Source organism: Pseudomonas sp. S2_A10, from assembly GCF_054668465.1.
This window is the reverse complement of sequence record NZ_CP162773.1, coordinates 1292669-1307045: the sequence shown is the minus strand read 5'-3', so window position 1 is coordinate 1307045 and position 14377 is coordinate 1292669. Positions and strand designations below refer to the sequence as shown.

15 protein-coding genes are annotated in these 14377 nt (G+C 60.0%); 9 read left to right on the top strand and 6 right to left on the bottom strand.

Annotated elements, in window-relative coordinates; translation table 11 throughout:
• Positions 1 to 28 precede the first annotated feature (28 nt).
• The 3 genes from rpe (at position 29) to trpE (ending at position 3070) form a co-directional block, all read left to right on the top strand.
• Positions 29 to 703: a ribulose-phosphate 3-epimerase gene (gene rpe / locus AB4N41_RS06095; protein ID WP_007918813.1), complete on the top strand. Its 675-nt coding sequence runs from the start codon at positions 29 to 31 to the stop codon at positions 701 to 703.
• Complete coding sequence (locus AB4N41_RS06090) at positions 700 to 1518, top strand: phosphoglycolate phosphatase (protein WP_041476686.1); 819 nt, start codon at positions 700 to 702, stop codon at positions 1516 to 1518. The genes rpe and AB4N41_RS06090 overlap by 4 nt, the downstream gene beginning before the upstream one ends.
• Before the next feature lie 70 nt (positions 1519 to 1588).
• Positions 1589 to 3070: an anthranilate synthase component I gene (gene trpE, locus AB4N41_RS06085; RefSeq protein ID WP_122699644.1), complete on the top strand. Its 1482-nt coding sequence runs from the start codon at positions 1589 to 1591 to the stop codon at positions 3068 to 3070.
• A 173-nt stretch (positions 3071 to 3243) separates the two neighbouring features.
• Here the strand turns inward: trpE and estP are convergent, their stop codons facing one another.
• Entirely contained in the window at positions 3244 to 5151 is a 1908-nt protein-coding gene (gene estP / locus AB4N41_RS06080) for an esterase EstP (RefSeq protein ID WP_252876994.1), read from the bottom strand.
• 407 nt (positions 5152 to 5558) lie between these two features.
• On the opposite strand from estP, the gene AB4N41_RS06075 reads away from it, so the two are divergent.
• The 4 genes from AB4N41_RS06075 to AB4N41_RS06060 all read left to right on the top strand — a co-directional run bounded on the left by AB4N41_RS06075 (position 5559) and on the right by AB4N41_RS06060 (position 8867).
• The gene (locus AB4N41_RS06075; RefSeq protein WP_041476683.1) at positions 5559 to 6152 is read left to right on the top strand and encodes an aminodeoxychorismate/anthranilate synthase component II; all 594 of its coding nucleotides are present in this window, start codon (positions 5559 to 5561) and stop codon (positions 6150 to 6152) included.
• Positions 6153 to 6161: 9 nt separating this feature from the next.
• Positions 6162 to 7211, top strand: coding sequence for an anthranilate phosphoribosyltransferase (trpD, locus tag AB4N41_RS06070; RefSeq protein ID WP_041476682.1), 1050 nt, complete (start codon positions 6162 to 6164; stop codon positions 7209 to 7211).
• A complete protein-coding gene (gene trpC / locus AB4N41_RS06065) occupies positions 7208 to 8044 on the top strand; it encodes an indole-3-glycerol phosphate synthase TrpC (RefSeq protein ID WP_041476681.1) in 837 nt (278 codons plus the stop codon). The genes trpD and trpC overlap by 4 nt, the downstream gene beginning before the upstream one ends.
• 124 nt (positions 8045 to 8168) lie before the next feature.
• A complete protein-coding gene (locus AB4N41_RS06060) occupies positions 8169 to 8867 on the top strand; it encodes a lipoate--protein ligase family protein (protein ID WP_056786703.1) in 699 nt (232 codons plus the stop codon).
• Here the strand turns inward: AB4N41_RS06060 and crp are convergent.
• The gene (gene crp / locus AB4N41_RS06055; protein ID WP_041476679.1) at positions 8864 to 9508 is read right to left on the bottom strand and encodes a cAMP-activated global transcriptional regulator CRP; all 645 of its coding nucleotides are present in this window, start codon (positions 9506 to 9508) and stop codon (positions 8864 to 8866) included. The two genes, AB4N41_RS06060 and crp, sit on opposite strands and share 4 nt — an antisense overlap.
• Before the next feature lie 235 nt (positions 9509 to 9743).
• Between crp and AB4N41_RS06050 the strand changes: the two genes are divergently transcribed.
• Both AB4N41_RS06050 and speD read left to right on the top strand, forming a co-directional pair.
• A complete protein-coding gene (locus AB4N41_RS06050; protein ID WP_016772921.1) occupies positions 9744 to 10166 on the top strand; it encodes an OsmC family protein in 423 nt (140 codons plus the stop codon).
• A gap of 237 nt (positions 10167 to 10403) precedes the next feature.
• Complete coding sequence (speD, locus tag AB4N41_RS06045) at positions 10404 to 11198, top strand: adenosylmethionine decarboxylase (RefSeq protein ID WP_024014530.1); 795 nt, start codon at positions 10404 to 10406, stop codon at positions 11196 to 11198.
• Positions 11199 to 11309: 111 nt separating this feature from the next.
• Here speD and coq7 read toward each other — a convergent pair whose 3' ends face one another.
• From coq7 to AB4N41_RS06025, 4 genes are all read right to left on the bottom strand, one after another.
• Entirely contained in the window at positions 11310 to 11957 is a 648-nt protein-coding gene (gene coq7, locus AB4N41_RS06040) for a 2-polyprenyl-3-methyl-6-methoxy-1,4-benzoquinone monooxygenase (protein ID WP_041476678.1), read from the bottom strand.
• A 196-nt stretch (positions 11958 to 12153) separates the two neighbouring features.
• On the bottom strand, positions 12154 to 12492 hold the full coding sequence (locus AB4N41_RS06035) for a histidine triad nucleotide-binding protein (protein WP_017128660.1): 339 nt from the start codon (positions 12490 to 12492) through the stop codon (positions 12154 to 12156).
• Between the two features lie 56 nt (positions 12493 to 12548).
• Positions 12549 to 13337 carry an SDR family NAD(P)-dependent oxidoreductase gene (locus tag AB4N41_RS06030; RefSeq protein WP_041476677.1) on the bottom strand — a complete coding sequence of 263 codons (789 nt, stop codon included), beginning with the start codon at positions 13335 to 13337 and terminating at the stop codon, positions 12549 to 12551.
• 61 nt (positions 13338 to 13398) lie between these two features.
• Positions 13399 to 14346 carry a DUF805 domain-containing protein gene (locus AB4N41_RS06025; protein WP_252876993.1) on the bottom strand — a complete coding sequence of 316 codons (948 nt, stop codon included), beginning with the start codon at positions 14344 to 14346 and terminating at the stop codon, positions 13399 to 13401.
• Positions 14347 to 14377: the final 31 nt, after the last annotated feature.

Here is a 14377-nt window from a genome sequence, read left to right as displayed (position 1 = left end):
TCGTGATTTAGCTCAGCACAGGTGCGTCATGCAGCCCTTCGTAATTGCTCCGTCGATCCTCTCCGCCGACTTCGCCCGCCTCGGCGAGGAAGTGGACAACGTTCTCGCCGCCGGCGCCGACTTCGTCCACTTCGATGTCATGGACAACCACTACGTGCCCAACCTGACGATCGGCCCGATGGTCTGCGCGGCGCTGCGCAAGTACGGCGTCACCGCGCCGATCGACGCGCACCTGATGGTCAGCCCGGTGGACCGCATCGTCGGCGACTTCATCGAAGCCGGCGCGACTTACATCACCTTCCACCCGGAAGCCACTTTGCACGTCGATCGCTCGCTGCAACTGATCCGCGAAGGTGGTTGCAAATCCGGTCTGGTGTTCAACCCGGCGACCCCGCTGGACGTGCTCAAGTACGTGATCGACAAGGTCGACATGGTCCTGCTGATGAGCGTCAACCCGGGCTTCGGTGGGCAGAAGTTCATTCCCGGCACCCTCGACAAATTGCGTGAAGCGCGGGCGATCATCGACGCTTCCGGTCGCGACATCCGTCTGGAAATCGACGGCGGCGTCAACGTCAACAACATCCGCGAAATTGCCGCTGCTGGCGCCGATACCTTCGTCGCCGGCTCGGCCATTTTCAACGCGCCAAACTATCAGGAAGTCATCGACAAGATGCGTTCCGAACTGGCACTGGCGCGCCCATGAGCGGTTTTGAGCAGTTGTTCCCGGGGCAGTTGCCACGGTTGGTGATGTTCGATCTGGATGGCACGCTGATCGATTCGGTTCCCGACCTGGCAGCGGCGGTGGACACCATGCTGCTCTCCCTCGGCCGTCCGCCGGCAGGTATCGAAGCGGTGCGCGAATGGGTCGGCAATGGCGCGCCGGTGCTGGTGCGTCGGGCCTTGGCGGGTGGTATCGATCACTCGGCAGTGGACGACGCTGAAGCCGAGCGCGCACTGGAGATTTTCATGGAGGCGTACGGCGCCAGCCATGAACTGACCGTGGTCTATCCCGGTGTGCGCGACACGCTCAAGTGGCTGCACAAACAAGGCGTGGCCATGGCGTTGATCACCAACAAGCCGGAGCGCTTCGTCGCGCCGCTGCTCGATCAGATGAAAATCGGCCGCTACTTCAAGTGGATCATCGGCGGCGATACCCTGCCGCAGAAGAAGCCTGACCCGGCGGCGCTGTTTTTCGTGATGAAAATGGCCAACATTCCGGCCTCGCAATCGTTGTTCGTCGGCGACTCTCGCAGTGATGTGCAGGCCGCGAAAGCAGCGGGGGTCAAGTGTGTGGCGCTGAGTTACGGCTACAACCATGGCCGGCCGATTGCCGAGGAATCGCCGGCACTGGTGATCGACGATTTGCGCAAACTAATTCCCGGTTGCCTGGATCTGGCTGGTGGGATAACGTTGCCCGACGCTGTTCAACCCCCTTCTGGAAACGCCATCGTGGTGGTCACCCGCAAACTCTGGATGAAAGTCATCAAGGCCCTGGCCCGCTGGCGTTGGCGCGCCTGACTGATTCTGGCCGGCCCTGCCGGCGCGTTTGCATACCTGACTGATTGCACCTCACCCCACGAGGCACTTTATGAATCGCGAAGAATTCCTGCGTCTGGCCGCTGACGGCTATAACCGCATCCCGTTGGCCTGCGAAACCCTGGCCGACTTCGACACGCCGCTGTCGATCTACCTGAAACTGGCCGACCAGCCCAACTCCTACCTGCTCGAATCGGTGCAGGGCGGTGAGAAATGGGGCCGTTACTCGATCATCGGCCTGCCGTGCCGCACCGTGCTGCGGGTGCACGACCATCACGTCAGCATCACCGTTGATGGCGTCGAGACCGAAAGCCACGAGGTTGAAGACCCGCTGGCCTTCGTTGAAACCTTCAAGGCCCGTTACAACGTGCCGACCATTGCCGGCCTGCCGCGCTTCAACGGTGGACTGGTCGGTTACTTCGGTTACGACTGTGTGCGCTATGTCGAGAAGCGTCTGGGCAAATGCCCGAACCCCGATCCGCTGGGCGTGCCGGACATTCTGCTGATGGTTTCCGACGCCGTCGTGGTGTTCGACAACCTGGCCGGCAAGATGCACGCGATTGTCCTCGCCGACCCGGCCCAGGCCGATGCCTTCGAGCAAGGTCAGGCGCGTTTGCAGGAACTGCTCGAGCAACTGCGTCAGCCGATCACCCCGCGTCGTGGCCTGGATTTCAGCAAACAGCAATCGGCCGATCCGGTGTTCCGTTCCAGCTTCACTCAGGACGATTACGAAAAAGCCGTCGACACCATCAAGGAATATATCCTCGCCGGCGACTGCATGCAGGTGGTGCCGTCGCAGCGCATGTCGATCGACTTCAAGGCTGCGCCGATCGATCTGTATCGCGCGCTGCGTTGCTTCAACCCGACGCCGTACATGTACTTCTTCAACTTCGGCGATTTCCACGTCGTCGGCAGTTCGCCGGAAGTGCTGGTGCGCGTCGAAGACAACCTGATCACCGTGCGCCCGATCGCCGGCACGCGCCCACGCGGCGCCACCGAAGAAGCCGATGTGGCGCTGGAGCAGGACCTGCTCTCGGATGACAAGGAGATCGCCGAGCACTTGATGCTGATCGATCTGGGCCGCAACGATACCGGGCGAGTCTCGGAAATCGGCTCGGTGAAGCTCACCGAGAAAATGGTCATCGAACGTTATTCCAACGTGATGCACATCGTCTCCAACGTCACCGGCCAGTTGAAGTCGGGCCTGACCGCGATGGACGCTCTGCGGGCGATCCTGCCGGCGGGTACGTTGTCGGGTGCGCCGAAAATTCGCGCGATGGAAATCATCGACGAACTTGAGCCGGTCAAGCGTGGCGTGTATGGCGGTGCGGTCGGTTACTTCGCCTGGAACGGCAACATGGACACCGCCATTGCCATTCGCACGGCGGTGATCAAGAACGGTGAATTGCACGTGCAGGCCGGCGGCGGCATCGTCGCCGACTCGGTGCCGGCGCTGGAATGGGAAGAAACCCTGAACAAACGCCGCGCGATGTTCCGCGCCGTGGCCCTGGCCGAGCAAACCCCGGACGCCTGATCCACGCAATTTCCCATGTGGGAGCGAGCCTGCTCGCGAAGAGGTGAGTCAGTCACCGTTGATGCTGACTGACCCAGCGCTTTCGCGAGCAGGCTTGCTCCCACATTGGGTTTTGTGTTGAGGCATAAAAAAAGCGGCGCCTGTCAGGGCGCCGCTTTTTTTGCATCCATCACTCAGAAATCCAGCACAACCCCGACATTCAGGCCCTGCTGCTTGAAGTCATCATCCTTGCGGAACGTATAACCCCCACGCAGCGCCAGATCAGCCGTCAGCTTGTGACTGACGCCCAGGCTCAAGCGGTTCAGGTGACTTGCCGGTGTGTAGCCTTCAAGGGTGAAGTCATTGGCCGGCAGGGTGTTGAGGGCGATGTTGACCTTCTGCACGTCATCTTCGTACTCACGCTCGTGGGCGTATTCGCCATACACCTGGGTTTGCGCGGTGAAGTTGTACTTGCCTTGAATCCCCAGGCCCAGGCGTTTCGAATCGCGGCTCTGGTCATCGAAGGTCAGCGCGGTGGCGCGGTTGCTCTTTTCCGAGTAACCGTCGACATCGACACTGGCGTAATCGGCGCTGACAAATGGCGACAGATGCCATTGGCTGCCCGGTTGGGCAATGTCATAGCCCAGGCGCGTGCTGAACGCCCACAGGCTGCCGTCGGTATCGCCTTTCTCCGCGCCCTCGCTGGCGCCGAGGTCGAACTTGCGCTTGAGGTTGTCGTAGTCGAGTTTGCCACCGGTCAGCGCCGCGTCGGCCCACCAGCGATTCTGCTGGAACTGGGCGAACGCGGTGGCCATGTAGCTGTTGAGTTTGTAGTCGGAGTCGTTGTGCCCGGCCTCGAGATTCTGCCGGTACAAACCGGCCGCCACGCCCACGCGCCAAGCCTCATTGAGGCGATAGCTGCCGCCGACGTTGAGGTTGTAACCGCTGCCATCGGCGCTGGCGCCGCTGCTTTGGCTGTCGACATCCAGACGCTGTCCGCCGGCCGAGACAATCGCACGCCATTGGCCGACCGCTTGCCAGTTCTCCCAGTCCGCCTGCCATTGATTGCGCAATTCATCCTGATGCGCACGCACTGTGCCGTGGGCCATTTCAGGTAGCAGGCTCAATTCCCACGGCGCAGCCAACAGCGAATAGGCGTAATCGGCGATCAGTTTTTGCCCGGATTCGGTCGGGTGTACGCCATCGTTGTAGATCAGCTTGGTCGGATCCGGCGTGGCGCTGTTGATCCCGTAACGGGCGTTTTCCGTGCAGCTATTGCCACTGAAGCAGGTGGCGGTGAGGTTCTGGTCGGTAGCCAGACCAAAGCGCCCCGGGTCGGCGAAGACTTCCGAGAGCAGCACCGGAATGTTCAAAGGAATCACTTCGGCGTCGATGCCTTGCAGGCGCGTCACCAACTGACTGTTGAACTGGTTGGCGAGGGTGCTGCTGAACGCTTGCAACGGCGTGCCGTTCAGAGCAGGTGTCAGGCCCACGTCGGGCAGCAGCCAGACCATCACGTATTTGGCGCCGGCGGTCTGCAGGGTTTGCACGCTGTCGGCCAGTCCATCGGCTGCGGCGTTGGCTTGGGGCAGGCTGAGAATGCGGCCCTGGAGGAAGTCGTTGCCGCCACCGGAAATGTAATACAGCGCATTCGGGTCGGCGCGGAAGCCGTTCGACGGCAGGTACCCGGCGCGGGTGCGTTCACCGGTGGCCGATTGTGTAGTGATCGAATCGAGAATCTGGTCGGTGCGATAGCCACCGACCGCCCAGTTGTTGCCGTCAGGCTGGCCGTTTTCCGCGCGCACTGCGGAGCTGGAAGAGGCTGTCTGGTCGGGCGAAAAGCCCAGGCGGCCGCCAAGCAGCTGTGTGGAATTCAATGAAAAAACTTCGCCGCTGCCATCCTGATACACCGGCCCGGTACGGTTGGTGTAACGCTCGGTGGAGCCCGCCGGGCCGCCCGTGTCGGCGAAGGTGCCGGCATCGTTGAGGCTGTCACCGAAGACGATGAAACTGGAATAAGGATTGGGCGCTGCATTGGCCTGGGCGCAGGCGAGTGCGAGCAAGCAGCTGGCCAGCGGTACAAACAACGTCTGTCTGATCATGAGCAAGTCCGTTTATTTATTGTTGTAGGTGAACGAAACGACAGTACCAAAAACTTTCGGCCTTTTGCCATCGGTCGCGAATCCCTCTGCCGTTTTATAACCCGCAGGCCCCGCCATATTGCACGCTCCGCCCAGCTAAGTTACTGTGCCGGAACGTATGAACGAGACCTTCCCCGTGTTGATCACCAGCAAACTCCTGGATCAAGTCATCAAGGCACACGCCCGCTGGCGTTGGCGCGCCTGAATCTTCTCTGCCGGCTCCGCCGGATCTGTATCGCTTTGCCTTCCTTGTCTGTTTGAAATGCCGCTGTGCTGGCGCCCTGTGCGCGTCCGACATCGCGCAGCCACCCGCGGGCAAGTCATCTGAAGGCTGTCATCAAGTCAGAATTCAAGAGGTTCGAAACGCCATGTTGCTGATGATCGACAACTACGACTCCTTTACCTACAACGTTGTGCAATACCTCGGCGAGCTGGGTGCCGAGGTCAAAGTGGTGCGCAACGACGAACTGACCATCGCCGAAATCGAAGCGCTGAATCCCGAGCGCATCGTGGTTTCCCCGGGGCCGTGCACGCCCACCGAGGCGGGCGTTTCCATCGACGCGATCAAGCACTTTGCCGGCAAACTGCCGATCCTCGGCGTCTGCCTCGGCCACCAGTCCATCGGCCAGGCCTTCGGCGGTGATGTAGTCCGCGCCCGCCAAGTCATGCACGGTAAGACTAGCCCGGTATTCCACGAGGACAAGGGCGTGTTTGCCGGCCTCAATCATCCGCTCACCGTTACCCGTTACCACTCGCTGATCGTCAAGCATGACAGCCTGCCCGATTGCCTCGAGCTGACCGCATGGACCCAGCACGACGACGGCTCGGTCGACGAGATCATGGGCCTGCGTCACAAGACCCTGAACATCGAGGGCGTACAGTTCCACCCCGAATCGATCCTCACCGAGCAGGGTCATGAACTGTTTGCCAATTTCCTCAAACAAACCGGCGGCACGCGCTAAGGACTTCCCATGAATATCAAGACAGCCCTGAGCCGTATCGTCGAACACCTCGACCTCAGCACCGATGAAATGCGCGATGTGATGCGCGAAATCATGACCGGTCAGTGCACCGAAGCGCAGATCGGCGCGTTCATGATGGCCATGCGCATGAAGAGCGAAAGCATTGACGAAATCGTCGGCGCCGTGTCGGTGATGCGCGAGCTGGCCGATCAGGTCGAGCTGAAAACCCTCGACGGCGTCGTCGATGTGGTTGGCACCGGCGGTGACGGTGCGAATATCTTCAACGTATCGACCGCGTCTTCCTTTGTTGTCGCAGCCGCCGGTTGCACCGTCGCCAAGCACGGCAACCGCGCAGTGTCCGGCAAGAGCGGCAGTGCCGATCTGCTGGAAGCTGCCGGCATTTATCTGAACCTGACCCCGGTGCAGGTCGCGCGCTGCATCGACAACGTCGGCATCGGTTTCATGTTCGCCCAGACTCACCACAAAGCGATGAAGTACGCCGCCGGCCCGCGCCGCGAACTCGGTCTGCGCACGCTGTTCAACATGCTCGGCCCGCTTACGAATCCGGCCGGTGTGAAACATCAGGTCGTCGGCGTATTCACCCAGGCGCTGTGCCGGCCATTGGCCGAAGTCTTGCAACGGCTGGGCAGCAAACACGTGCTGGTCGTGCATTCGAAGGACGGTCTGGATGAGTTCAGCCTCGCCGCGCCGACCTTTGTTGCCGAACTGAAAAACAACGAAATCACTGAGTATTGGGTCGAACCGGAAGATCTCGGCATGAAGAGCCAGAGCCTGCACGGTCTGTCGGTTGAAGGCCCGGAAGCGTCGCTGGCGCTGATCCGTGACGCCCTCGGCAAGCGCAAAACCGAAAACGGCCAGAAAGCTGCCGAGATGATTGTGCTCAATGCCGGTGCGGCGCTGTACGCCGCCGACCTGGCAAGCAGTCTGAAACAAGGTGTGGAGCTGGCGCACGACGCGCTGCACACCGGCCTCGCTCGGGAAAAGCTCGAGGAGCTGGGTGCCTTTACCGCGGTATTCAAAGTGGAGAATGAAGGATGAGTGTACCGACGGTTCTGGAAAACATTCTGGCGCGCAAGGTTGAGGAAGTCGCCGAGCGCAGCGCTCGGGTCAGTCTGAGCGAGCTGGAAAGTCTGGCCAAGGCGGCCGATGCACCCCGTGGTTTTGCCCAGGCTTTGCTGGCGCAAGCGAAGAAGAAACAACCGGCCGTGATTGCCGAAATCAAAAAGGCTTCGCCGAGCAAAGGCGTGATCCGCGAAGACTTCGTCCCGGCAGACATCGCCAAGAGCTACGAAAAGGGTGGGGCCACCTGTCTGTCGGTGCTGACCGATATCGACTACTTCCAGGGCGCCGATGCCTACCTGCAACAGGCGCGCGCCGCCTGCAAATTGCCGGTGATCCGCAAGGATTTCATGATCGATCCGTACCAGATCGTTGAAGCCCGCGCGCTTGGCGCCGATTGCGTGTTGTTGATCGTCTCCGCCCTGGACGACGTGAAAATGGCCGAGCTGGCCGCCGTGGCCAAAGGGGTCGGTCTCGACGTCTTGGTGGAAGTGCACGACGGTGACGAACTGGAGCGCGCGCTGAAGACCCTCGACACGCCGCTGGTCGGGGTCAACAACCGCAACCTGCACACATTCGACGTCAGCCTGGAAACCACCCTCGACCTGCTGCCGCGCATCCCGCGCGATCGCCTGGTGATCACCGAGAGCGGCATCCTCAATCGGGCCGACGTCGAGCTGATGGAAATCAGCGATGTGTACTCGTTCCTGGTCGGCGAAGCGTTCATGCGCGCGGAAAATCCGGGCATTGAATTGCAGCGCCTGTTCTTTCCGGAGCGTGGTGTGCCGATCAGTGGTTCGACCCTCGACTGACCGAGTCGACCCCATTCGCGAGCAGGCTCGGTCCCACAGGGAAATGCATTCCAGTGTGGGAGCGAGCCTGCTCGCGAAGAGGCGCTAAATTCCGCTAAAGAGATTCAATCTGCCGGAGCTCACCATGTCGTTGCCAACCCCGCTGACCATCGAATCCGGCCTGCAAGCCGAACAGGACTTGCTGGCCTCGGTCTGCGCCGGCGACGCCGAATTCGGCCTGCTGTTCTGGCAACCCACCGATCGCGCGCTGGTCATGCCGCGCCGCCTCAACCGTCTCCCGCATTTCGACCACGCCTGCGAAGTTTCCGCTGCTGCTGGCTGGCCGGTGCTGTTGCGTGAAACCGGCGGTGAGCCCGTCCCGCAATCCGCTGCGACCGTCAACATTGCCTTGGTATATGCCCCGCCTCGCAGCGAAGGCGATCTGAACCGCATCGAAACCGGCTACCGCCGCCTGTGCGATCCGATCTGTCAGTTGCTGGATGAGTTGGGTGGCACCTCGTCGGTCGGGGAAATCGACGGCGCATTCTGTGATGGACGTTTCAACGTCAATCTCGACGGTCGCAAGATGGTCGGCACGGCCCAGCGCTGGCGCCAGAGTCAGGGCGGCCAGCGTCCGGTTGGCCTGGTGCATGGTGCGATGCTGATGGATGACGAGCGCGAAGCGATGGTTGCTGCGGTCAATCGCTTCAATGAAGCCTGCGGCCTGGATCAGCGGGTGAGGGCGCAAAGCCACATCGCCCTGCATGAGAAATTCAACGCGCCACAGGCATTGGCGCGTCTCGATGAATTGTTTCGTTTGATGCTGGCGCAGATTTACGTCTAGCGCGTGCCGAAGACCACCATGGTCTTGCCTTTCACATCGACCAGGTTGCGTTCTTCCAGATCCTTGAGCACGCGGCCGACCATCTCTCGAGAACAGCCGACGATTCGACCGATCTCCTGGCGGGTGACCTTGATCTGCATGCCGTCCGGGTGAGTCATGGCGTCCGGTTGTTTGCACAGCTCCAGCAGGCAGCGAGCGACTCGCCCGGTGACATCGAAAAACGCCAGGTCGCCGACTTTGCGCGTGGTGTTACGCAGGCGTTGTGCGATTTGTCCGCTGAGGGCGTAAAGAATGTCTGGATCCTGCTGCGATAACTCGCGGAACTTGGCGTAACTGATTTCCGCGGTTTCGCATTCAACTTTGGCACGCACCCAGGCGCTGCGCTCCTGCTCCTGACCTGCCTGCTCGAACAGACCCAGTTCGCCGAAGAAATCCCCGGCGTTCAGGTAAGCGATGATCATCTCGCGACCATCGTCGTCTTCGATGAGGATGGTGACCGAGCCTTTGATGATGAAAAACAACGTGTCCGAGCGATCCCCGGCGCAGATGATATTGCTCTTGGCCGCATGACGCCGGCGCTGGCAATGCATCAACAGCTTGTCGATGTTCTTGATTTTGGGTGTGGGGGTAATAGCAACCATGGTTGTATCCCGAAAAGACTGCACGGTGATGTTTGAGTTTTTATGAGGCGCTGAAGGCGGTCGCTACAGAGCTGACGAATTGGCGCCAGCGAATTGGCGCCAGCTTACCAGACACTCCGTCGAGAATTCGAGAAATTACCTACAGCCAGAAAGCATCGGTCCTAGGACGTCGTTCCTGTCGGGACAAAGTGCTGTGCTAAGCTGGCGACCCTTTTTTTACAGTGGAGTCTGGGCGATGAAGGCACGCATCCAATGGGCTGGCGAAGCCATGTTCCTCGGCGAATCCGGCAGTGGTCATGTCGTGGTGATGGACGGCCCGCCGGACGCCGGTGGCCGTAATCTCGGGGTTCGCCCGATGGAAATGCTCTTGCTGGGTGTCGGCGGTTGCAGCAACTTCGACGTGGTCAGCATCCTGAAGAAGTCGCGCCAGGCCGTTGAAAGCTGCGAAGCCTTTCTCGACGCCGAGCGTGCGACTGAAGATCCCAAGGTCTTTACCAAGATCCACATGCACTTCGTGGTCAAGGGCCGGGGCCTGAAGGAAGCTCAGGTCAAGCGCGCCATCGAGCTGTCGGCCGAGAAGTATTGCTCGGCGTCGATCATGCTCGGCGCGGCTGGCGTGGCAATCACCCACGATTATGAAATCGTCGAACTCGGCTGAACCGACATTCAACTATCATAAAAGCAGTGCAGACTCTGGCGATCCCCCGCTGACGTCTGCATAATGCGCCACTTTTTTCAGGGCAGTGATCGGTCAGCCGACGGGTCATCCGCCTGAACAGATAACCAAAATCGCCATCGCGAAGAGGTGTTAACCGTCCTACGCAGGTGCGTTGTTCGCACTTGACGGGCATGCTTGATCACGCGGCCGCGCCGCATACATAGAGAGTTTTTAACGGTGAAAAGCAAACTCAAGCTCCACGGGTTCAATAACCTGACAAAGACCTTGAGCTTCAACATCTATGACATCTGCTACGCGGAAACCCCGCAAGACCAGCAGGCTTACGTTGAGTACATCAATCAAGAGTACAACGCGAAACGCCTGACGCAGATTCTCACAGAAGTTGTCGAGATCATTGGTGCCAACATCCTGAACATCGCCAGTCAGGACTATGAACCCCAGGGCGCCAGCGTCACGATTCTGATTTCGGAAGAGCCGGTAACCCCTACTGACAGCCAGATCGAAGAATCGCCGGGCCCGTTGCCCGAAATTATTCTGGCCCACCTCGACAAGAGCCACATCACGGTGCACACCTATCCGGAAATCCATCCGGACGACGGTATTGCAACGTTCCGTGTGGATATCGACGTGTCGACCTGTGGTGTCATTTCACCGCTCAAAGCGCTCAACTTCCTCATTCACCAGTTCGATTCGGACATCGTGACCGTGGATTACCGTGTGCGCGGTTTCACCCGTGACGTTGAAGGCAACAAGCACTTCATCGACCACGAGATCAACTCGATCCAGAACTACCTCTCCGAAGACACCCGCGACGCGTACCAGATGACCGACGTGAACGTGTACCAAGAAAACCTGTTCCACACCAAAATGCTGCTGAAGAACTTCGAACTGGACAACTACCTGTTCGGCGACGCCACCAGCAACCTATCGCCCGAGCAGCGTGCCCAGGTGACCGACCGTGTGAAACACGAAATGCTGGAAATCTTCTACGCGCGCAATATGCCGACCTAAGATTCCCGGAAACAAAAAAGGCGACCTCCTGGTCGCCTTTTTCATGCCTCATACAAAACCTCTGTGGGAGCGAGCCTGCTCGCGAAGAGGTCATCAGCACCGACACAGATCTCAGATCCGATAAGTACTCTTGGTCATCACCTTCGCCAACAAACTCATCCCGAACTTCACTGGCGCCGGAAAACGAAATCCGCCCGCATCCAACGCACTTTCCGCATGGTGTTCTTCATCGATGCGCATCTGCTCGAGAATTGCCCGGGACTTTTCGTCCTCGGCCGGCAATTGCTCCAGATGTTCGTTCAAGTGCTTGCAGACCTGATGCTCGGTCGCCGCTACGAACCCTAGACTGACCTTGTCGCTGATCAGTCCTGCGACCGCGCCGATACCGAACGACATGCCGTAAAACAGTGGGTTCAGCACGCTGGTGTGGCTGCCCAACTGATGGATGCGCTGCTCGCACCAGACCAGATGATCGATCTCTTCTTCAGCCGCGTGCTCCATGGCTGCGCGTACCTGCGGCAACTTGGCGGTCAGCGCTTGCCCCTGATACAGCGCCTGAGCGCAGACTTCGCCGGTATGGTTGATGCGCATCAGACCGGCGACGTGGCGAGTGTCTTCATCGCTCATCTGCGTATCCGGCTGCAGAATCGCTGGCGACGGGCGGTACGGCTGGCCACTGAAGGGCAACAGAGTGCGCATCGCGGCATCGGCTTGCAGCAGCAGACGGTCTATGGGCGAGTAGTGACGTTGGGTAGTCATGCTGACCTCCGGGAAGAATCTCGGCGGCCAGTTTAACCGAATCGGCCTGCGAGGGTTTGCGCTGGGTCACTTGCTGCGCGGTCAGGCTTTTTTGTGGGAGCGAGCCTGCTCGCGAAAGCGGATTATCGGATACTGAAGTGTTGAATGTATCGGCGCCTTCGCGAGCAGGCTCGCTCCCACAGTTGGTTGTCGCCAGTCAGCCCGGCGGCCAGTTCATCTGGCGCTGACCCAGCACGTGCATATGAATGTGATAGACAGTCTGCCCACCAAGTTCATTGCAGTTCATCACCACGCGGAAGCCTTCTTCGCAACCCAGTTCCAGCGCCAGACGCTGCGCGGTGAACAGGATGTGCCCGGCCAGCGCCTTGTCGTCTTCGGTCAGGTCGTTGAGCGTGCGCACCGGTTTTTTCGGGATTACCAGAAAGTGCACCGGAGCCTGGGGGGCGATGTCGTGGAAGGCCAGAACCTGGTCGTCCTCGTAAATGATCTTCGCCGGGATTTCCCGGTTGATGATCTTGGTGAACAGAGTATCCACTGCTGTTTCTCCGTTGAGTTGGGCTGAATCGAGTGTACCGCTTCGAAGTCGTCTTCCTAGCGGGGGCAGTAAGCTTTGTTGATCATGCCGACGATGGTGCGATTGAGCCAGCGCGAACCCAGCCGCGGCAGGAACGCCAGCCAGCGATTGCGTCGTCCCGGAATGATGATGGCGCGGTTTTTATCCAGTGCGCGTACGGCATGCAGTGCCACTTCTTCCGGACTCATCAGCGAGTGGCTGCTTTCGATCTTTTCGCTACTCATCTGTGCGGTACGGAAGAACGGTGTGCGCGTCGGGCCGGGGCACAGCACCGAAACTTTCACGCCGCTTTGTTTGAGCTCCACGCGCAGGGCTTCGGAAAAATGCAGCACATAGGCTTTGCTGGCGTAGTACGTGCTCATCCATGGGCCGGGGCTGTACGCAGCCACCGAGGCGACATTGAGGATCTGCCCGCCACCCAGCAGCGCCATGCTGTTGCCCACCGCATGACAGAGGCGGGTGAGGGCGAGAATGTTGACCTCGATGAGGTCCTGCTCGGTCATCCAGTCCTGCGCGAGGAATGGCCCGCAAGTGCCGATGCCGGCGCAGTTGACCAGTAGATCGATCTGCCGGTCACCTTCTTCGAGCTCCAGCAAAAAACCGGAAAGGCGCAAAGGTTCGCCGAGATCGCAGGCGCGAAACAATACTTCGACATCGAAACGCTGGGTCAGCTCGATGGCGATACTTTCCAGCTGATCACGCTGCCGTGCCACCAGAATCAGGCTGCGGCCGCGCCGGGCCAGTGCTTCGGCCATGGCCAGGCCGATGCCGCTGGAAGCACCGGTGATCAGAGCGTAACGGGTCATGCAGTTCTCCATCGCAACAGCTCCGCGCCGGCGACGCGGTTGTCGCGGCAGGGAGCGCTGTTCATTCTTGCGCAGAGTCTACAGGGGCCTGCGCCGGTTCGGCTGCCTCGTCGGCGGAAATCACTGGCGGTTCGACGACCTCAACTTCGTCGGTGGTCACCGCGCCGCTGTCATAGCTGCTCTCCAGATTGCTTTCATATTCTTCCTGCACAGCCGAGAAGCCGCCAAGAAGGCCTCCGGCAAAAATCAGTGCGAAGAATACGATCCATAACGAGCACAGCACTTTGACGGCCGTGCTGTTCGGCGGTGGTGGCGGGCCATAGCGGTTGGCGCCGGCATTGCCGGGTACGACCATCATCACCAGCGGGAAAAAACTGCCGACGAACGGCACCAGATTCAACAACCACAGCCAGCCCGACCAGCCGATATCGTGCAGGCGCTGAACGCTGAACAGAATGCTGACGATCATGAAACCGAGGAACAGGAAGACCGCCAGAATGCCGCCGAGGATCAGGCCGGTGGTTGAATCGCCACTGACCAGACCCAAGGCAATCAAGGCAAACACACCGACGATGGGCAGGGTCACCAGGCTCAGGACCATGGTCCAGGCGAGAAAGCGCAGGCGACCGATCCGGCCTTCGACGCTGAATGGCTTGAGCGTGGCGAATGGCGGCAGAGCTTCACCGACATTGGCGCGCGGTGGGGCGTAAGGCGAGTCCGGTTCCACAACCGCTGCAGAGTTATCGTGGACGTCCGCCAGATTCAGCTCGATGGCGGTTTCCGCTTCGATCCGCGCATCGATCCCGGTTTTGTTCAATGCCTGCAGATACGTCTGGGCATCGCTGTGGGACAGATCACGTTTGAGGGCGACGGTGCGGCCACTGAACAGGCGCTCGATGGCGGCCACATCGCTTTTGAACAGATCCGCCAGATTCAGTTTGGCGGTGGTGAGGTCGACGCCGGGCTGCAGCGCGCCGTCGAAGACGATCTTGTAACGGGTGTCGCTCATGGCCGAGGCATCCTTGTCGCGATTGGGTTTG

Excerpts from the sequence above, each read along its gene's own strand:
- rpe (WP_007918813.1), top strand. The coding sequence starts at position 29 with ATGCAGCCCTTCGTAATTGCTCCGTCGATCCTCTCCGCCGACTTCGCC.
- AB4N41_RS06090 (WP_041476686.1), top strand. The coding sequence starts at position 700 with ATGAGCGGTTTTGAGCAGTTGTTCCCGGGGCAGTTGCCACGGTTGGTG.
- trpE (WP_122699644.1), top strand. The coding sequence starts at position 1,589 with ATGAATCGCGAAGAATTCCTGCGTCTGGCCGCTGACGGCTATAACCGC.
- estP (WP_252876994.1), bottom strand. The coding sequence starts at position 5,151 with ATGATCAGACAGACGTTGTTTGTACCGCTGGCCAGCTGCTTGCTCGCA.
- AB4N41_RS06075 (WP_041476683.1), top strand. The coding sequence starts at position 5,559 with ATGTTGCTGATGATCGACAACTACGACTCCTTTACCTACAACGTTGTG.
- trpD (WP_041476682.1), top strand. The coding sequence starts at position 6,162 with ATGAATATCAAGACAGCCCTGAGCCGTATCGTCGAACACCTCGACCTC.
- trpC (WP_041476681.1), top strand. The coding sequence starts at position 7,208 with ATGAGTGTACCGACGGTTCTGGAAAACATTCTGGCGCGCAAGGTTGAG.
- AB4N41_RS06060 (WP_056786703.1), top strand. The coding sequence starts at position 8,169 with ATGTCGTTGCCAACCCCGCTGACCATCGAATCCGGCCTGCAAGCCGAA.
- crp (WP_041476679.1), bottom strand. The coding sequence starts at position 9,508 with ATGGTTGCTATTACCCCCACACCCAAAATCAAGAACATCGACAAGCTG.
- AB4N41_RS06050 (WP_016772921.1), top strand. The coding sequence starts at position 9,744 with ATGAAGGCACGCATCCAATGGGCTGGCGAAGCCATGTTCCTCGGCGAA.
- coq7 (WP_041476678.1), bottom strand. The coding sequence starts at position 11,957 with ATGACTACCCAACGTCACTACTCGCCCATAGACCGTCTGCTGCTGCAA.
- AB4N41_RS06030 (WP_041476677.1), bottom strand. The coding sequence starts at position 13,337 with ATGACCCGTTACGCTCTGATCACCGGTGCTTCCAGCGGCATCGGCCTG.
- AB4N41_RS06025 (WP_252876993.1), bottom strand. The coding sequence starts at position 14,346 with ATGAGCGACACCCGTTACAAGATCGTCTTCGACGGCGCGCTGCAGCCC.